Below are 18307 nucleotides of genomic sequence, written 5' to 3' on the forward strand. Positions count from 1 at the left end.
ATAATTTTTCTGTCATCGTTTTTGATGAAATGATTAGAGTGTAGAACATACTTTATTTGGTTATTCTATGTACAGAAAAACATCGCTTTTTATAGGCTAATCGGTAAATAAATCGATTAGCCTTTTTAAAAAATTGAAAAAAATGAATCATTTCTTTATTGCCAAACCTAAAATAATAGCTATTCCATTTGCCGGGGGTAATCAATATAGTTTTAAAACTATTGAAAAATACATCCAGAAAGATATCGAATGGGTTACCGTAGAGCTTCCGGGAAGAGGTGGAAGATTCAGCGAACAGTCGTTAGATGCAATACATCTAATGGTGGCAGATCTTTTTGATCAAATATTACCTCATATAAAAGAAGGGCCATATATGATTTATGGACATAGTATGGGAACGCTATTAGGCTATGAACTAACCAAGAAAATAGTTGAGGCTAAAATGAGATTACCCAAATGTCTTTTTTTTACAGGACGTTCTGCTCCATCAGTTTTGACTAAAAAGAAAAGATCAATACTACCCAAAACCTTATTTTGGAAAGAAGTATATGATATAGGAGGGTTACCAACAGAAATTTTAGATAATAAAGATCTTTTAGATCTCTATTATCCAATACTAAAATCTGATTTCAAGGCTATAGAAGATTATGAGTATATAACACAAGAGCAGCCTTTTTCTTTTCCGATATATGTTTGTATGGGTACAGAAGAAGTAGGAGAAGATCATAATCAACAAACAATAGAAGAAATAATGGCTTGGGATAATGAGACTAAGTCTTTATGTGGCCCCGAATTACTTGAAGGTGATCATTTTTTTATACTGAAGTCCCCTCAAATAATTGCCCAGAAAATTGTAAAAGCTTACAGAACCAATTCGGTCTTAAGGACTTCTTTTAAATAAGCTTCGACAGTATTAATACAATATAAACACATGAAAGTTTTAAAGTTTGGTGGAACCTCATTAGGCTCTGCAGCATGTTTTGAGCAGGTAAGAGATATCATAACAAATATTGATGGCTCAAAAATAGTAGTTTGTTCTGCAATGGCAGGGGTTACTAACATGTTGGTAGAATTGGTAGAAGCGATAAAAAATGACAAGAGAGATAGTGGTAAAGAAATAATATTGCAATTACAAGAGCATCATGAAAATACAGTTGATATATTAAGAATAGATGCTAAGGCTTCAAAAGTATTAAAAGAAAGTATAGCTAGTATAGTAAAGGAGTTATCTTATTTAATAGACAAAGCTTTCTCTATAGAATTACAAAATCAGATTGTAACATTCGGAGAGGTTTTATCAACACGTGTTTTTTCTGGTTATCTAGCATCTATAGGTGTTAATAATACACTTTTAATGGCTAAAGACTTTATGTATACCGATAGTTCAGGAAGCCCGGATATTACCACAATACGTGAATACCTAAATGATATTTTACAAACTCATAAAGAAGAAAAACTATTTATCACACAAGGATTTATTTGTAAAGATGTACAAGGCAGAGTTAATAATTTAGGACGTGGAGGTAGTGATTATTCAGGAACCATAATTGGAGCGGCATTGCAGGTAGAAGAAGTTCAAATCTGGTCAGATATTGATGGAGTTCATAACAATGATCCAAGGTATGTAGATAATACCAGTTCGATTCCATTACTATCTTATCAGGAAGCTTCTGTTTTAGCCAGTTTTGGAGCTAAAGTGCTTCATCCGCAAACGGTTAAGCCTTTGGTAGACCTTAAGATACCACTATACTTAAAAAATACTTTTACACCATCTGCTACAGGTACTAAAATAGGCGATAATATATCACCACCAGGAATTAAATCTATTGCAGTAAAGGATAATATGGTATGGTTAAAAATAAGAGATATACCCAAAAATGAGAACTATAGCCTATATGATAAAGTATTTACCTTATGTAATGCGTATCAATTTCCTGTTATTATGATGGATAATGTAGAAAATGGATTGTTTTTGGTAATAGAAAAAACAGATAAAATATCAGAGTTTTTATATCAGCTTAAACAAGGTTTTGACATAGATTTTGATTTACCATATAGTGTAATATGTATTGGAGGAAACTCTATCATGAAAGGCCCAAATAGAGGCCATGTCTTTGGTGCATTGGGAGCTATACCAATTAAAATGATTTCTTTTGAGTCGGCAGGCAATTATGTGCTTCTATTAGTAAAGACAGAAGAAAAAATCGATGTAATGCAACAATTACATCAAAAACTTTTTCATGAGCATGTGGAGTTGGATATGGTATAATTAGAGTTTAATAAGTGAATTGTTTTATTCTGATTCAAAATTGAATAGTGATATCATATCCTTCAAGGTGTTCTTTATGTTTATAAAAGATTGTAGAAATGTAGAAATAAATGTTATCCCTGTTACTGATTAATTTAGAGCGAAAAAATAACATTTTTATGAGCAATTCAGAAAAATATTTCCTTGTTAATCAAATGTTATTTGTCGGTTAAATAATATCATGATGAGAATGTTTTTGTTTTTTAAAACACTGTTTATTAGTGTTTTAAAAACCCTTGTTAATTGCGTTCTTTTTAAGTGCGGTTTTGCCATAAACATCCTGTTGGTTAAGATTTGTACATTTGAAATGGCTTTTAGGAAAAGACGTATTCGTATAAGTTAAATGATATAACTACCCCATTGTTTTTATTGTAAAAAAGATTGATTAAGTGAGATTATTTCTATGCCTAATTGATCTCTTTTCAAAAATTATTTTTCAATAATCTTAGTTCATAAAAAACCTTACCAAAAAGGAATTGCGAGTCATATGATGAGCTATATCATCAATTAAATAAACCAATATACCCTTAAAACCTTAGAATATGTGTATTAGTAAACCCGATCAATGGTATGTGCTATATGTAAAGGCACGTCATGAAAGAAAAATAGAAAACCTGTTGAAAGAAAATCAAATAGAGACATTTTTACCATTGGTTAAAACAGTTCGAGAATGGAGTGATCGAAAAAAAGAGATAGAAATGCCATTATTTCCTTCCTATATTTTTGTGAAAATTAATTTAAAAAAAGATACGCATAAAGTGTTATCTGTAAAATCGTATTGCTTTTTCATTCGCTTTGGAGAAGAATTTGCCAAAGTTCATGAATATGAAATAAACTCAATTAAACTTCTTTTAAATATGAATGTACCTATGAAAGTAGAAAATTATGCACCATTATTAAAAGTAGGCGAATATAGAAGAATAGACAAAGGTGCGCTAAAAGGCTTAAACTGCGAAATCATTAAAGCCGATAATGAAAATAAAGTCGTCGTGCGCATTGATTCTATTAAACAAAATATTGTAGCAACAGTACCATCATCCTGCATTTCTGAAGTTGTAGCTTAAATAAATTTTGATAATATAAAAACCCAAAAAATATAAACATCAAGATAGCTCAGTTACTTTCATCATACGTACAATGAGTATGTATGAACGCATAAGGAGGTAACCCTTGTCGTTTTTCAATTTCCACATTTATAAAAATTGCTTTGATAGTAGTAATTCTAGCATTGTCGAGCAATTGTATACTATCGCATAGCTTCATTATCGAAGATTGTGTGATCATCAAATGCATAAATAAATCAAATAACAATCAAAAAACTAAAAAATGAACTCACTTAAAGAATACCATTTATCAGAAACATCAAAAATAGTTTCATCTTCGGTACCAGGAGAAAAATCAAAACTCTTACTAGATCTACAAAAAGACATAGAAGGTAGTGTAGTTTCTTATCCGAGAAGTATGCCTATAGCTATAAAAAGAGCTAAAGGAAGTATTATTGAAGATGTAGACGGAAACCAATTTATAGACTTTTTTGGTGGATGTGGTGTTTTAAATGTAGGGCATAGTAATGATTTTGTTTTAGAATATGTAAAAAAACAACAATCAGAATTGATTCATGCCTTAGATTTTCCCACAGAAAATAAACTCTTATTAATTCAAAAAATAATTAACCACTTACCAAAAAGCATTAGAGAAGAATATAAAGTGAGTTTTGGTGGACCCACGGGTTCTGATGCTGTTGAAGCGGCAATCAAGTTAGCAAAAATCAAAACTGGTAGAGATGGTATAATCGCTTTTACAGGAGGTTATCACGGTATGACTTCTGGGGCCTTGGCGGTGACTTCGGATACATTTTTCAGAAATAATTTAACATCCCTGATGCCAAATGTTCATTTTGCACCTTATAATTACCCTTATAGAAGTACCTCCAATAATAACAATGAGATAGATGGTATAGCTTATTTTAAAAATATACTTACCAACGGTCATTCTGGAATATCTAAACCAGCTGCAATTCTTATAGAACCCATTCAGGGTGAAGGAGGAAATATTGTTCCAGAAGACGGATATTTAGAGGAGTTAGTAAGAATTGCACATGAAAATGATGTACTGGTAATATTTGATGAGATACAGTCTGGTTTTTTTAGAACCGGTAGTTTTTTAGAATTTATGAATACCAGTGCTGTACCAGATATCATCACTTTTTCTAAAGGTTTTGGAGGAATTGGATTTCCAATTTCGGGATTAATCTATAAAAAAGAAGTCGAAGCCTGGGGACCTGCCGCACATATAGGGACTTTTAGAGGAAACCAGGTTAGTATAGCTGCAGCAAGAGGAGCCTTTGATTTTATTGAAGCCAATAATATAGAAGAACATACGATATTAATTGGTTCCTATTTATTAGAGAAATTACAGGAATTAGAAAGTGAAAATCCGTTTATAGGAGAAGTAAGAGGGAGAGGAATGATGATTGGAGTAGAGTTTGTAAAAGATAAAAAGAACAAAGAACCTTTTCCAGAATTTGTAAAGAAATTCAGATCTCAGTGTTTTCAAAGAGGTTTATTGTTTGAAGTAGGAGGGCATTATAACAATGTACTACGACTAGTTCCTCCGTTGGTTACTACCTATAATATTGTAGATGCGGCAATAGCTATTATGAAAGAAGCTATAGCTGTTTGTATGGAAGAATATTTAGAATCTGCTCTCGCCTAAATCCATGTACCACATAACAATGTAACTTATAAAAACAACCCGTTTCCAGAGAGAAAATCTATAAAATAAGTGAGTGCCATTAATGAAATATTCGACACTGTATTTACAAAACTATTTGATACGGGCTCTATTACTAGGTTTGAAAAGATTTAAGAATGCATTCTATAGATATATTTTTTACATCCTTTACAAAACCATTGGATCAGAATCTTTTTTCGGAGTATTTGTCCTTGCTACCACCAGACTTAAGGGAAAAAAATTCAAAATACCTTCGTTGGCAAGATAGACATTCGCATTTGTTTGGGCGATTGTTATTGATTGAAGCATTAAAGCGTTGTGATATCAACAACATATGGGATCTTATCAAGTATAGTTCACACAAACGACCATATTTAACCTTGGATGGATATGATTTTAACATATCCCATTCTGGAGATTATGTGATTTGTGCAATAGGAAAAAATATCAGGCTTGGTATTGATATTGAAGAACACCGAGAGAGAAACCTAAAAGATTTCAGGAACTTAATGACTCTGGATCAATGGGATGAAATTAACAGTGCGAGTTGTTCGTTAAATACGTTTTATAAATATTGGACGATTAAGGAAAGCGTTATTAAGGCAGATGGTCGCGGGTTTTATATTCCTCTAAATGAGCTTGAAGTGACCAATAACACGGTTTGTTTTGAGGATAAATTATGGTTTGTGCAGGATTTTGTATTTACCAAAGGGTATAGTGTAGCAATCGCAACCAATGAGTTATCAACATTTAACATGCATGCTATAAATTTTTATGACTCTTGTATAGTATAGGTCGATGTATAGCATTTACGATTTCAATCTTTCGGTAATTTCAAAACATAGATGGTTAAACTAATCCTATTCTTCAACAAGATCTTAGGTCGAATACCTTGTGGGTTTACCCCAAGGATATTTACTCTTTTTTTTTCGAATTACTAATCATACCAACACTTAAAACCGTTCTAAATCCTAGATGCTCAAGCGAAGAATCTGTGCTAGTAGCCATTCGTGCACTATTACGATAACTGGCACAATAAGAATCGCTACATAAAAAAGAACCGCCTTTTATGACTTTTTCTCGTAAAGCAGGATTATTAGGATTATACGGTTTTTCGGCACCTTTAGGATTATGAGTTAATCCTTGTTGTTTTAATTGATTGTAATACGTTGTATTGTACCAATCTTGTGTCCATTCCCAAACGTTCCCTGCCATGTCATAGAGATGATATGAATTAGGCGGATAGGAACGAACAGGGGCTTTATTTTCATAACCATCTGCTTTGGTATTTTGTAGAGGAAACTCACCTTCCCATGTATTGGCATAACTACTTAAGTCCTTGATATCATTTCCCCAGAAAAAAATACTATTTTTTTCTTTGCCTCGTGAGGCATATTCCCATTCGGCCTCAGTGGGTAATCTTCTACCTGCCCATTTACAGTATGCCACAGCGTCTTCATAAGCTATATGCACAACAGGATATTCGTCTTTTCCTTCGATAGAACTTTCTGGCCCCAAAGGGTGTTTCCAGTTGGCTCCAATTTTCCATAACCACCATTGAGAATAGTCAAAAAGATTAGGAACACTCTCTTTTGTTTTTTTGAAAATAAGTGAACCGGGTTGCAATATAGAATCATGAGGTTTAGGAGCATTGGGAGGTAATTGCTTTTTCATTTCTTCCCAAACAATCTCTCGTTCTGCCACTGTTATATAGTTTGTAGCATCTACAAATTTTTTAAATTGTGCATTCGTGACTTCTGTTATATCCATAAAAAACCCATCTACAGAAACGGGATGAGCAGGAGTCTCATGTTTCATGATCATAGGATCATTTTTTACAGCCCCTTGACTAAAACTTCCCCCTGGTATCCAAACCATTCCTTCTGGTATTGCTATTCCTTTTGGTACATCTTTAATGATTTGTGTCTGCTGTTTAGTTAAGGTCCTTTCAACTTTTTTATGCTCTTGTTCTTTCTTACAACTTGTAATTATTACAAAAAAGATAAGTAGTAGTATCTCTTTTCTATATCTTTTGCAGTATATATCGCTGTTCATGTAGTAATTGTGTTTTTATATCTAAGTTGTTTTAAGCTGGTGATTCAAATGTAATCTTTTTTAGATCATAAAAAGATAAAGCTTTTGGGGTATTCTACAAAACGATAAAAGTTGCTTTTAATCGAAGATCGCCCTTTTAATTAGGCTGTTTTTTTATTTTTTGAATAGCATAATTATATTTTAGTATCTAATTCTTAGGGAGTTACTTAAAATATTTCTAATGAAAAAAGAGCTAGATATTTCAGAGATCCAATTGATCATACGCAATTTAATCGCATTTATAGTGGTAGAAGGCAAAGAGTATGTGAGCGATAAAAAAAAGAAAGCATATGTAGCGGGATATGTACAGCTTTTGATAAAAACTATTCATCTAATCGATGACCAGGAGGAACTCTCATTAATAGAGGATATTGCAGAAGATATCTCGACTTATCTCGAATGAAAAGATACTACTACTGATTTTACTATGATCGAAGAGGGCTTTTTTACTGCGTTAAGAAAGCTCTCTTTTTTTTAAAGTAGTAATAACTTTTATATCTTATGCGTTTTAATATCCAAATCTATAGCACTGTGAACGAACAAGATTATATTGAACGGTTAAAAAACGAAAATAAATTACTTCAGGATAAACTGGATAAAATTAATAAAGGGAAACAGAAAAAAAGAAGATTTAGATGGTGGCTCTTAAAAAAATCCAGTACTCCAATTTTTGGCAATCGACTTAAGAGAAGTATTAGTGCTGCTATAAATGAGTATAAAGAATATAAAACAGTTTCTGTAGATACGGTTTCTGATGTGTCTTCTAGTGTAATCTGGCGAGTGACAAGAATTGGATTATTTGCATTTTTATTTGCCGTAGTTCCTTCATTGGTATTGATTTTTCAGACAAAACTATTAATGAATCAAAATAAATTAATTACCAGTCAGAACAATCTTGTAGAAGCAGACCGAAGATCATCATTGGTATTTGTAATGGGTGATGTTCTTACCGATTTAAACGAGGAATTGAAATATAAAGGGTCTGGTAGTCGTAATATAAGTAAAACATTAGAAGCTAGAATAGTTGGTCTGTGTATGGCGATGAAACCATATCGCTATATTGATGATGGAGTGCTAATTGATAAACCAATTAGTCCAGAACGAGGACAACTGCTATTTACGCTTTTAAAAAGTGATTTGGGTCTGGAATCTTCACAAGATATTTTAAATTCGGCAGAATTTAGATATACAAATCTTAGAAAGGTTAACCTGGGAAGAGGTGTTAATCTTAAATATGCACGATTAGATTATTCTGATTTAACAGAAGCTCAGATGCCTGCCGCAAATATGGAAAGTTGCGACCTTAAAGAAGTGCGAATGAGCAAAATTAATTTATCTGATGGTAATTTGAAAAGAGCACGATTGCATAATGCTAATCTGCAACGGGCAGAATTGTTAAGTGTTGATTTTACAAATGCTAATTTGTATGGAGTAGACCTTAGCGGAGCCGATCTCTCTGAAGCGATATTATGGGGAGCCAAATTAGAAAATGCAAATTTAACAGATGCCATTTTGGATAATGTTATTGTAGATAGACAAGATTGGATAACATATGTTTCGGACACTTTAGACCTTAAGGGAGCTGGAGAGATCGAAAAAAAATATAGGATTAAAAAACAAGGAAAGAAACAGTTTGTTCTGGTTCCCAAAAAATAATACTATTTATCGCGTATAAAAATTAGGCCGTGTACTTTTTTAACGAGCCAGTTTCCTGCCGGAAAATATAATGCAAAGAATAAAGCCATCCCTAAACTGAAGTTTTGAGGGTTAAATATCTTGTCCAGTATATTATCGGGATATGCATAGGATGATTGAAGCCAGTATCCTAAAAATTCTAATATTCCCATTGCAACCAATCCATATGCATATTGTTCAAAAAAAGAATATTGTTTTAAGATAATCGAAATAGGCACCATATATAAAATGTAACATGTGATTACTTGCCACCAGTATGTAAATCTGGCAATTTCTACTTCTGCTCCAAAACGATTCATCCCCAATCCCCATAAGAAATAAATAACAATATACGTTAGGATTAAAGTTTTTGGTGCCTCTTTTAGAGTATTTACATGTTTAGATAATATTTTTTTCATCATGAAGATATATTTGAGCAATCATACGAAAAAACGGCTTTTTGGTAATACGATGTTTTTCTATTGCACTCTTGCGAATAATTGTTTCTAATTCTTTATTGGTAAAAGCCCGTTGTATAGCAATCAATCCATCCTTTCTTGCCATATCCGAAACCGGAAGCATAAAACGTACTGTTTTAAATATATGATAAGCCATTTTACTTCTGTATAACTCACTAAAAATAATATGTTTTACGGTATTAGATTGTAACTTTTTTAAAAAATCGATTAGGCTTTCGTTATTAAAATGATACATAAAATGGCTGCTGATCAATACATCACAATCTGGTAAAGCAAAATTTTTATCTAAAACATTAGCGGTATGAAAGCGAATATGAGTAGGGTCGGGGTTATTTTGCTGTGCATAAAAAATACTTTTAGGATTGCCGTCAATCCCCGTAAAAGTAGCTTTTATTTTATGCTTCTTTAGTGTTTTTGAGATATGCATAATACAATCTCCTCCGCCACAACCAATATCAACAATATGAATTCTCTCTACTCCTGGTTGCGTTTTGCAATATTGTAGTATCGCTTTACTTAATTGTTTGTGATTGCCAAAATAAGTATTTATAAATTTTAAGCTATCTAATGTAGCATTAAGTATTCCTCCTGACAGGGATAAATTGTCTAGTTGCTCAGGTTTATGTAGTCGAACTCTAAGGTTCACAATATTATATTAATTAATGATATGGGCGTTTTTAGTCTTTAGAATAATAATAACTTTACAAAAAAAGACGAAAATACGATGTTTAAAACCGATATCAATGAAATAATTAGAAGGAGACGATCTGTTTTTCCGGCACAATACAATGAAAAAAATGTGTCTAAAGAATTGATTAATATGTTGTTAGAAAATGCAAATTGGGCTCCGACACATAAACTTACACAACCCTGGCGTTTTAAAGTGGTAGAAGGAGAAGCCAAAGATCGATTGGGGGCTTTTTTATCAGATACATATACCGATATCACTTCTGATGAAGATTTTTCTGCATTTAAGTATAATAAAATAATCAATAATTGTAAATCTGCTAGCGCGATAATAGCGATTTGTATGCAACGTGATCCAAAGGAACGTGTACCTGAGTGGGAAGAAGTTGCCTCGACTGCAATGGCAGTACAGAATATGTGGCTGACCTGCACAGCAAACGATATTGGTTGTTATTGGAGCAGTCCCAAGTTAATCAACTATATGGGTGATTTTTTTGATTTTGAAGAAGGAGAGCGTTGTCTGGGATTCTTTTATCTAGGGTATTATGATGAAGACGAGAAAAATACTTCAAAACGAGAACCGATAGCGAGTAAAGTACAATGGATAGAATAAAAAAACCATCCACATTGTGGATGGTTTTTATAAGTCATACGACGTATTGTATTTTAAATACGACTACTGCTGAGTCATTGCTTTAGCATACTCTTGCATTTTTGCAGCACTAGCAGTCATATAGTCAGTCCACTTTTTAGCATCATCACCAGATAATTTCCCAGCAATTTCTTGAGCTGCTGTACCAAGTGCTTGACCTTGTTGACCAAGTTCAGCAAAAGCAGTCATATCTTTACTTTCAGCAGCTTTTTTGTATGCAGCCATATACTCTTCATACTTATTTACATAATCTTGCACCTCAGCGTTATCAAAAGAAGGAACACCGTCAACGGCTTCTTCTACTTTTTCTGCAACTTCTTCGGCAGCTTCTTCTACTTTTTCTGCAACTTCTTCAACAGCTTCTCCTGCTGTATCTGCTGCTTCTTCAGCTTTATTAGCAGCATCTTTACAAGAGATCACTGTTAAAAATACTAGAGCTAAAGCTCCTAAAAAAAATTTTTTCATAATAAATAGATATAGTTAATTTTGGTTACTTAAACGTCAAATCTAATACTTTATTTTATCTATTCGAAATTTAAGGTGGGTAAAAAATACACACTAGTTTTTATTATTCGAGTATAATATAGGTCTAAATCCCTAATACACTTGTATATTAAGGGTTTACATAGATAAAGATTTCTTAACAATATAATATTATAAGCTACTGTTTTTCTCGGTTAGATACTTCCAATAACGTTTTGGAAGGTGTTGTCTATGTAATTTGTTGTTTTTACGGGATTTTATGTTCACATTATTGTAATAGGTTCCCCATAGTTTTTGAAATTCAGTTTCATTTTGAGCGAGTAGCTCATCTGAAATACGAGTCTTTTTTCGAGAAAAACCTTCAATAGTAACTGTTTCTACTATATGTAGATCATAGTAGATACCATAATTTCTTTTAATATCATAGATGACCCATTGCTGATCGGCATAGCGATCCTTAAAATGATGAATGATTAGGGGCAAAACATTAAAATCTGGTTCTACCGTAGCAGTATATATATTGTCTTTTGTTAATTGAAAGCGTACAAACGCTTCCATTCTGTGTTTTTCCCGACCTACCATTCTGGCAACCTGGCTAATTTTTAGAATATCTTTATTACCGAAATCAATATTTCTATTGTCTTTTTTGGTAAAAGTGTTTTGCATATAGCTCAATAATGTATTTTCTACACCTTTGATTTCACTCAAGAATACTTTAAAGAAATCCTGTTGTTCATTTCGGGTTGTTTTAGATGTAAATCCTTTCCATACTCTGGATGCTTTATGTTTCTCGGTAATAACTTCTTCTGTTATTGTAAATAATTGAGTATTGGTATCTGATTCTTTTCTAATAATGGCATCAGGTATTTTTTGATCATATATCATAAAAACACAACTTAAAAACCCTTCAAAACTCCCATCATATAGTAATATCGTTTGCGGATTCATAAGTATTGATATTAAGAGAAAAGACTTAATTGTTGATTAAAGTATTTTTTATACTTGCTATTAGAACTTTTTAGGATTTTGGTTTTTAAGGTATAAGGATCATGATCTTTCTTATAAAAATCCTTAGAATTGCAAGTGATAAAATATTGGGCTCTGTTTAGAGCTATACCAATGGCTTTAAGGTGGGACCAATCCAGGTTTCTAAATTTCCTGGCCTGTAGTATTTTAAATACAGATTGCATACCGATACCAGGAACCCTGGCTAATATCCTTTTGTCTGCTTTGTTAACATCAATAGGAAAGAGATGCAGATTACGTAATGCCCAACTTAACTTCGGATCAATATCCAAGTCCAGATTTTTATGGGTGTCGTTCAATATTTCGTTAACAGAAAACCCATAAAAGCGCAATAACCAATCGGTTTGATACAGACGATTTTCTCTAAGAACAGGAACCTCGGTTCCTAATGAGGGTAATCTAGAGTCTGTCATAACAGGGATATATCCAGAGTAATATACTCTACGCATGTTAAACTTTTTGTAGTAATAGGTGGCAGAATACATGATATCTCGATCACTCTCACCAGTTGCTCCTATAATCATTTGTGTACTTTGCCCTGCTGGAGCATATCGGGGAGTACTTTTTATAATTTTACGTTCTGCTTTGTATTGAATAATTTCATTTTTAACCTTTTGCATAGGTTTTATAAAATCTTCATGTTTTTTATCAGGTGCCAAAAGTTTTAAACCCGATTTGGTGGGGATTTCAATATTTACACTTAATCGATCGGCATATAACCCTGCCTCTCGCATTAATTCATCACTGGCACCGGGAATGGATTTGAGGTGGATATAACCATTAAAATTCTCTTCTAACCTGAGCTTTTTTGCCACAGCAACTAATCGTTCCATGGTAAAATCAGAGTTTTTAAATATCCCAGAACTTAAGAATAAGCCTTCGATATAATTTCTTCTATAAAAATTAATGGTTAGATCAACGACTTCCTGAATTTTGAATGCAGCTCTTTTAATATCATTACTTTTTCGGGTAATGCAATAGGCACAATCATATATACAATGGTTGGTAAGTAAAATTTTTAATAAAGAAACACAGCGCCCATCTTCTGTGTAGCTATGACAAATCCCAAAACCTGTATTATTTCCTAATCCTTTTTTGGTATTGGCTCTTTTGCCACCACTACTGGCGCATGAAACGTCATATTTTGCGGCATCTGCCAAAATAGAGAGTTTTTGACGTATTCGCTCAAACGACATAGACGCATTCTTTAGCCATTTTTATTTGATTTTTTATGGTTCTTATAATTTCTTCGATATCGGTTAATATCTGATAATCGGTAAATCTAAGAACGGTGATTCCTAAGGAAGAAATAAATAACTTTTTTGGCGCATCCAGGTTATAAATATCCGAGAACTCATGTGCATAACTATCAATTTCTATAGCAATTTTTGATGTACTACAATAAAAATCAAAATTGTAATTTTTTACAGCCTTATTTCTAAGAAAATGAAACCCTTTTTCAGTGAGTTTTTGATGAAGCTGGTCGATAGATGTAATAGAACTATCCAGTGAATGTCTAATAATTTTCTCTGATACTTTTTGGTATAAAGGAATGGTTTGTGAAGACATGGTTGATGTATTTAGTTGTAATTTTTCCAAATTTATGGAATTTTTCCATGAATATTAAAATAAAATTATGTTAAAATTGGAAATATTCCAAAATCTTGTATCTTTGTTATTAATTATCCCAGGTCATAGCACCATTTTTATATGATAATACTATTAAAATTTCGATTTTATGGATAATTCAACCAACCAAACCATAAAGCGTTTTAAACAAATTCGCGAGGAAAACCATTATACCCAATCTGATTTTGCCAAGGTCTTACAGATTAAAAATTCTACAGCAGATATAGAAAGGGGTAAGACCAAAATTTCAGGAAAAGTTGTAGCCAGATTATTGCAGGAGTTTAATATTAATCCCTTGTGGTTGTTTGGAGAGAGTTCTCAAAAAAAAATACAATTACACCTGGGAGATGTATCTCCAAAAGTAGTAACTATAGATTCTCAGAATAATGAAAATATAGTTTTGGTAAATGTAAAAGCTGCCGCAGGATATCCACATAATGTTCAGGATTTAGACTGGTATCAGCAATTACCTGCTTTTGATATTCCTTTACCCGAATATCGAAATGCTACATACCGGGGTTTCCAGGTAGAAGGGGATAGTATGTTGCCATTACTGGAGCCCAAAGAATGGGTCATTGGTAAAGCCGTAAATAATCTTTCTGAAGTGAGTAATAATACCATTTGTGTAATTGTTTTGGAAGATAGTGTAGTGGTGAAGAAAATTAGAAAAAATGAAGATGCTTCTATAATAACATTAATCTCTTTAAATTCTGAATACTTACCCTATACGATTCAAACGCATCAAATAGTAGAGCTTTGGGAAATAAATAGCAAGTTAAGTTTTAATATTGATGCTAATTCTGATGCCGCCAGTATGAAACAGCTACAAGAAGCGATGCAGGCATTAACCTCTGAGGTGAGAAGTTTGAAACACTAGTTTATGAACCCGGATTCTTGTGCATGTTTGATAGCTTCATCATAAGAATGTACAAGTAGAATAGGAGAGATGGTAAAGGAATCTATAATCTTTTTAATTCGCTTTTCTTTTCGACGATGTTTTACATTTCTTAGATAGATAGCCAAAATACGACTGGGATATTGCTCTGCTATTTTGGTATAAATATCAGCATCTTTTTCTCCACTATCTCCTATAAGAATAAATTTAAGATGCGGATACATCGTTAAAAGATTTGCTATTTCGGACTGCTTATGCGGAACTTTAGGTTTTGGTGTTTTATCAAATGGAGTTCTGAAATCTCTCAGTAAAATTGGACCTTTTGGGAAATGATGTTTATTAAAAAATGCACTTAAATAGTCATATAAATTCCAGGGACTATTACTCACATAAAAGAAAGGGTTAACAGGTAATCCTTTGGTGCCCAGATGTAATTTTTTACAAAATTTAACCGTGCCTTCTACTGCAGTTCTTTTATCAAAGTTTTTGAAAAGCGTGTTTGCAATAACTCTCCATTTAAATAATGAAGCGACACCTGTATGTATGATAGTGTCATCAATATCACTTATAATGGCAAATTCTGCTTGATCCGATGGAACGAGCATTTGGCTTTTAAATATGTTCTCATTGCTTATTTCTTTACGCGCACTTTCTTTTTTGTAGGATACGCTGTATGTAATCCATCCGTTTTCATCAATATACTTAGAAAGCATAGGAATATCCAGTTCCAGATCATAGTACCCTTCGAGATCTGTACGTGTTTCTATGACTTGTCCATTGGGTAATTTTAGTACTATCTCGATATTCCTGATTTCGTCACTTTCAAGCTGTCTGTAGATATTCCGTAAAGTCTTAAATATACTTTGATTTGTACTAAAATCAATATTTTCATCTTCAAGAGCTCTTCCTGTTGCACGAAAAATAGAATTTGTGCCATAACCAAGGTAAGTATTGATACGTAAAGCTTTTTTCTTAAACATGAAAAATATAAATTTTAATAATTTGTATAGGTTGCGTTTGATGCAATTTTATGTATTAGTCGTATGTATTTAATTTTTTTAAAAAATAAATTCATTTATATTTCTTAGATAAAATTCTTAAACCCGAAAATCAAATGCACCTATCATATTTTTTTCACTGTAAGTTACATATATCATAAAAATAAACAACCTCGCCCAAAGAGCGAGGTTGTCTATACATTAATTTTTAGGATTCTTATTTTATTGAAGCTTTGATGGCTTCAATTTCTGCTTTTACTTCAGCTTTTGATCCTTTTAATTTTTTTACATCATGTTTCACTTTTCCTTTTTCAGAAGTTTCTATAGTAACAGTAGCAGTTGCTAATTCACCTTCCATTTTCATACGAACTTCGATTTTCTTTTCAGAATCTTTATTTGCCGATTGTATCACTTCAATATTGTTAAATGCAACAGCAGTTTCAGAAGTGTGTCCACCTAAAATAGGGGCGATTACAAGACCTACCAAGCATGTAAGCTTAATTAAGATGTTCATAGATGGTCCAGATGTATCTTTAAAAGGATCTCCTACGGTATCTCCGGTTACAGCAGCTTTATGAGCGTCAGAACCTTTATACGTCATTTCTCCGTCAATCATTACACCTGCTTCAAATGATTTTTTAGCATTATCCCAGGCACCTCCGGCATTATTTTGAAAGATTGCCCACATTACACCAGATACACAAACTCCTGCCATATATCCTCCAAGAGGTTCTGCACCAAATAGTAATCCAATAATAATAGGAGTAATAATAGTGATTAATCCTGGTAAGATCATTTCTTTTAGAGCTGCCTTAGTAGAGATGTCAACACATTTAGCATATTCTGGCGTTCCGGTTCCTTCCATAATACCAGGGATTTCTTTAAACTGGCGTCTTACTTCCTGTACCATTTCCATAGCAGCTTTACCTACAGATTTCATAGCCAATGCCGAAAAGATAACAGGAATCATTCCTCCAACAAATAACATAGCCAGTACATCGGCTTTAAAAATATTAATTCCGTCAATTCCTGTAAAGGTTACATATGCTGCAAATAAAGCTAAAGCAGTTAAAGCTGCAGAAGCAATAGCAAAACCTTTACCAACAGCTGCAGTTGTATTTCCTACAGAATCCAGAATATCTGTGCGTTCACGTACGTGATCTTCTAATTCACTCATTTCGGCAACACCTCCTGCATTATCTGCGATTGGACCAAATGCATCAATGGCTAATTGCATTGCTGTAGTAGCCATCATTGCCGAAGCTGCTAATGCTACTCCATAAAACCCTGCTAATTCGTATGAACCATAGATTGCTGCAGCAAATAATACAACCGATAAAAATGTAGATTTCATTCCTACTGCAAGACCAGCAATAATATTAGTTGCTGCACCTGTAGAACTGTTTTGAACGATATCCATTACTGGTTTTTTACCTAAGCTTGTGTAATATGCAGTTACCACAGAAATAAGAGCACCTACTGCAAGTCCTATTAGCGTAGCATAGAATACATTCATCGAAGGAATTTGTTTAGCTCCTTCTCCAAAGAAATTCATAGTCATAGTGCTGGGAAGCATCATGTCTATTAAGAAATAACTCGCTACTACAGTTAATATGATAGCTACCCAATTTCCTAGATCTAATGCTTTTTGAACTTGAGCTTCTTTAGCATCATTATTTTTAATACCTACTAAAAATGTTCCTATGATAGATGCCAAAATACCAACTCCTGCAATAACTATTGGAAGTAAAATAGGTCCCATGTTACCATAAGCATCAGTAAATTGCCCTGTTTGCGACATATCTCTGATTAAGTAATTACCTAATACCATTGCTGCAAGTACTGTAGCTACATATGATCCAAAAAGATCAGCTCCCATACCTGCTACATCACCAACATTATCACCTACGTTATCAGCAATTGTTGCTGGATTACGAGGATCATCTTCTGGGATTCCTGCTTCTACTTTACCTACAAGGTCTGCACCAACATCGGCAGCTTTGGTATAAATACCACCACCTACACGAGCAAATAAAGCAATAGATTCTGCTCCGAGAGAGAATCCTGCCAATGCTTCTAATACGATAGTCATATTATCATAAAAAGAACCTTCGTTGCCCATAAACTGCCCGGTAAAAAACATAAAGAATAAACTTAGTCCTAATACGGCTAGTCCTGCTACACCAAGTCCCATTACAGTACCACCACCAAAAGATACTTTTAATGCTTGTGGTAAACTTGTTTTTGCTGCTTCTGCGGTTCTTGCATTGGCTTCTGTTGCAATACGCATACCAATATTACCGGCAAGTGCAGAAAATATGGCTCCAAAAACAAAAGCAGGTACAATCATCCAGCTAGTAGTATCTACAATCATTGAAATACCAAACAGTGCTAACGAAGCTATAACAACAAAAATTACTAATAATCTATATTCTGCTGCAAGGAATGCCAAGGCTCCTTCTTTAATACTTTTAGAAATTTCCTGCATTTTTTCATTTCCAGGAGCTTGTTTTTTTACCCAAGCCATTTTAATAAACATAAAAAGTAAGCCTAGAATTGCCAACGCAATTGGTACAAAAATCATATTTGATTCCATTGAATATATTTTAAGTTAATTAGTGTTTAAGTTAATCAGTCGCTAAAAGTAGT

At 33.2% G+C, this 18307-nt stretch carries 18 protein-coding genes; 9 read left to right on the forward strand and 9 right to left on the reverse strand.

The window, feature by feature from the left end; genetic code table 11:
* Nucleotides 1-142 precede the first annotated feature (142 nt).
* The 5 genes from ATO12_RS07620 to ATO12_RS07640 all read left to right on the forward strand — a co-directional run bounded on the left by ATO12_RS07620 (nucleotide 143) and on the right by ATO12_RS07640 (nucleotide 5835).
* Complete coding sequence (locus tag ATO12_RS07620; RefSeq protein ID WP_051575675.1) at nucleotides 143-901, forward strand: thioesterase II family protein; 759 nt, start codon at nucleotides 143-145, stop codon at nucleotides 899-901.
* 30 nt (nucleotides 902-931) lie between these two features.
* Nucleotides 932-2269 (forward strand): aspartate kinase, encoded by a 1338-nt coding sequence (locus ATO12_RS07625; protein WP_034240919.1) that lies wholly within the window; start codon nucleotides 932-934, stop codon nucleotides 2267-2269.
* Nucleotides 2270-2850: 581 nt separating this feature from the next.
* Nucleotides 2851-3372 carry a UpxY family transcription antiterminator gene (locus ATO12_RS07630; protein ID WP_034240921.1) on the forward strand — a complete coding sequence of 174 codons (522 nt, stop codon included), beginning with the start codon at nucleotides 2851-2853 and terminating at the stop codon, nucleotides 3370-3372.
* 262 nt (nucleotides 3373-3634) lie between these two features.
* Nucleotides 3635-5023, forward strand: a complete 1389-nt coding sequence (locus ATO12_RS07635) for an aspartate aminotransferase family protein (protein WP_051575676.1) — start codon at nucleotides 3635-3637, stop codon at nucleotides 5021-5023.
* Nucleotides 5024-5178: 155 nt separating this feature from the next.
* Nucleotides 5179-5835: a 4'-phosphopantetheinyl transferase family protein gene (locus ATO12_RS07640; RefSeq protein WP_034240923.1), complete on the forward strand. Its 657-nt coding sequence runs from the start codon at nucleotides 5179-5181 to the stop codon at nucleotides 5833-5835.
* A gap of 121 nt (nucleotides 5836-5956) precedes the next feature.
* Here ATO12_RS07640 and ATO12_RS07645 read toward each other — a convergent pair whose 3' ends face one another.
* Complete coding sequence (locus tag ATO12_RS07645) at nucleotides 5957-7096, reverse strand: formylglycine-generating enzyme family protein (RefSeq protein ID WP_051575677.1); 1140 nt, start codon at nucleotides 7094-7096, stop codon at nucleotides 5957-5959.
* Nucleotides 7097-7316: 220 nt separating this feature from the next.
* On the opposite strand from ATO12_RS07645, the gene ATO12_RS07650 reads away from it, so the two are divergent.
* Both ATO12_RS07650 and ATO12_RS24675 read left to right on the forward strand, forming a co-directional pair.
* Complete coding sequence (locus ATO12_RS07650) at nucleotides 7317-7538, forward strand: hypothetical protein (RefSeq protein ID WP_034240925.1); 222 nt, start codon at nucleotides 7317-7319, stop codon at nucleotides 7536-7538.
* Nucleotides 7539-7666: 128 nt separating this feature from the next.
* Complete coding sequence (locus tag ATO12_RS24675) at nucleotides 7667-8791, forward strand: pentapeptide repeat-containing protein (protein WP_165583348.1); 1125 nt, start codon at nucleotides 7667-7669, stop codon at nucleotides 8789-8791.
* A 2-nt stretch (nucleotides 8792-8793) separates the two neighbouring features.
* Here the strand turns inward: ATO12_RS24675 and ATO12_RS07660 are convergent, their stop codons facing one another.
* Entirely contained in the window at nucleotides 8794-9228 is a 435-nt protein-coding gene (locus tag ATO12_RS07660; protein ID WP_034240927.1) for a hypothetical protein, read from the reverse strand.
* On the reverse strand, nucleotides 9209-9934 hold the full coding sequence (locus ATO12_RS07665) for a methyltransferase domain-containing protein (RefSeq protein WP_034240928.1): 726 nt from the start codon (nucleotides 9932-9934) through the stop codon (nucleotides 9209-9211). The genes ATO12_RS07660 and ATO12_RS07665 overlap by 20 nt, the downstream gene beginning before the upstream one ends.
* A 78-nt stretch (nucleotides 9935-10012) precedes the next feature.
* Between ATO12_RS07665 and ATO12_RS07670 the strand changes: the two genes are divergently transcribed.
* On the forward strand, nucleotides 10013-10588 hold the full coding sequence (locus ATO12_RS07670) for a nitroreductase family protein (protein WP_034240929.1): 576 nt from the start codon (nucleotides 10013-10015) through the stop codon (nucleotides 10586-10588).
* A gap of 63 nt (nucleotides 10589-10651) precedes the next feature.
* On the opposite strand, the gene ATO12_RS26340 is transcribed toward ATO12_RS07670, so the two are convergent.
* The 4 genes from ATO12_RS26340 to ATO12_RS07690 form a co-directional block, all read right to left on the reverse strand.
* A complete protein-coding gene (locus tag ATO12_RS26340) occupies nucleotides 10652-11092 on the reverse strand; it encodes a hypothetical protein (RefSeq protein WP_034240930.1) in 441 nt (146 codons plus the stop codon).
* Between the two features lie 189 nt (nucleotides 11093-11281).
* Nucleotides 11282-12058 (reverse strand): TIGR03915 family putative DNA repair protein, encoded by a 777-nt coding sequence (locus ATO12_RS07680; protein WP_034240931.1) that lies wholly within the window; start codon nucleotides 12056-12058, stop codon nucleotides 11282-11284.
* Between the two features lie 11 nt (nucleotides 12059-12069).
* Nucleotides 12070-13332, reverse strand: a complete 1263-nt coding sequence (locus ATO12_RS07685) for a putative DNA modification/repair radical SAM protein (protein ID WP_034240933.1) — start codon at nucleotides 13330-13332, stop codon at nucleotides 12070-12072.
* A complete protein-coding gene (locus ATO12_RS07690) occupies nucleotides 13322-13735 on the reverse strand; it encodes an endonuclease domain-containing protein (RefSeq protein WP_131248789.1) in 414 nt (137 codons plus the stop codon). The genes ATO12_RS07685 and ATO12_RS07690 overlap by 11 nt, the downstream gene beginning before the upstream one ends.
* A gap of 139 nt (nucleotides 13736-13874) precedes the next feature.
* Here ATO12_RS07690 and ATO12_RS07695 point away from each other — a divergent pair, with 139 nt between their 5' ends.
* Nucleotides 13875-14642, forward strand: a complete 768-nt coding sequence (locus ATO12_RS07695; RefSeq protein WP_034240936.1) for an XRE family transcriptional regulator — start codon at nucleotides 13875-13877, stop codon at nucleotides 14640-14642.
* On the opposite strand, the gene ATO12_RS07700 is transcribed toward ATO12_RS07695, so the two are convergent.
* Together ATO12_RS07700 and ATO12_RS07705 are read right to left on the reverse strand one after the other, a co-directional pair.
* Entirely contained in the window at nucleotides 14639-15640 is a 1002-nt protein-coding gene (locus ATO12_RS07700) for an App1 family protein (RefSeq protein WP_034240939.1), read from the reverse strand. The genes ATO12_RS07695 and ATO12_RS07700 overlap by 4 nt on opposite strands.
* Nucleotides 15641-15875: 235 nt before the next feature.
* Nucleotides 15876-18254: a sodium-translocating pyrophosphatase gene (locus ATO12_RS07705; RefSeq protein ID WP_034240941.1), complete on the reverse strand. Its 2379-nt coding sequence runs from the start codon at nucleotides 18252-18254 to the stop codon at nucleotides 15876-15878.
* Nucleotides 18255-18307: the final 53 nt, after the last annotated feature.

The sequence above is a fragment of the Aquimarina atlantica genome (genome assembly GCF_000626715.1).
Lineage (GTDB): Bacteria > Bacteroidota > Bacteroidia > Flavobacteriales > Flavobacteriaceae > Aquimarina > Aquimarina atlantica.

What these genes read in the sequence shown, in the direction of transcription:
- ATO12_RS07620 (WP_051575675.1), top strand. Translation starts at nt 143, where the DNA reads ATGAATCATTTCTTTATTGCCAAACCTAAAATAATAGCTATTCCATTT.
- ATO12_RS07625 (WP_034240919.1), top strand. Translation starts at nt 932, where the DNA reads ATGAAAGTTTTAAAGTTTGGTGGAACCTCATTAGGCTCTGCAGCATGT.
- ATO12_RS07630 (WP_034240921.1), top strand. Translation starts at nt 2,851, where the DNA reads ATGTGTATTAGTAAACCCGATCAATGGTATGTGCTATATGTAAAGGCA.
- ATO12_RS07635 (WP_051575676.1), top strand. Translation starts at nt 3,635, where the DNA reads ATGAACTCACTTAAAGAATACCATTTATCAGAAACATCAAAAATAGTT.
- ATO12_RS07640 (WP_034240923.1), top strand. Translation starts at nt 5,179, where the DNA reads ATGCATTCTATAGATATATTTTTTACATCCTTTACAAAACCATTGGAT.
- ATO12_RS07645 (WP_051575677.1), bottom strand. Translation starts at nt 7,096, where the DNA reads ATGAACAGCGATATATACTGCAAAAGATATAGAAAAGAGATACTACTA.
- ATO12_RS07650 (WP_034240925.1), top strand. Translation starts at nt 7,317, where the DNA reads ATGAAAAAAGAGCTAGATATTTCAGAGATCCAATTGATCATACGCAAT.
- ATO12_RS07660 (WP_034240927.1), bottom strand. Translation starts at nt 9,228, where the DNA reads ATGAAAAAAATATTATCTAAACATGTAAATACTCTAAAAGAGGCACCA.
- ATO12_RS07670 (WP_034240929.1), top strand. Translation starts at nt 10,013, where the DNA reads ATGTTTAAAACCGATATCAATGAAATAATTAGAAGGAGACGATCTGTT.
- ATO12_RS26340 (WP_034240930.1), bottom strand. Translation starts at nt 11,092, where the DNA reads ATGAAAAAATTTTTTTTAGGAGCTTTAGCTCTAGTATTTTTAACAGTG.
- ATO12_RS07680 (WP_034240931.1), bottom strand. Translation starts at nt 12,058, where the DNA reads ATGAATCCGCAAACGATATTACTATATGATGGGAGTTTTGAAGGGTTT.
- ATO12_RS07685 (WP_034240933.1), bottom strand. Translation starts at nt 13,332, where the DNA reads ATGTCGTTTGAGCGAATACGTCAAAAACTCTCTATTTTGGCAGATGCC.
- ATO12_RS07695 (WP_034240936.1), top strand. Translation starts at nt 13,875, where the DNA reads ATGGATAATTCAACCAACCAAACCATAAAGCGTTTTAAACAAATTCGC.
- ATO12_RS07700 (WP_034240939.1), bottom strand. Translation starts at nt 15,640, where the DNA reads ATGTTTAAGAAAAAAGCTTTACGTATCAATACTTACCTTGGTTATGGC.
- ATO12_RS07705 (WP_034240941.1), bottom strand. Translation starts at nt 18,254, where the DNA reads ATGGAATCAAATATGATTTTTGTACCAATTGCGTTGGCAATTCTAGGC.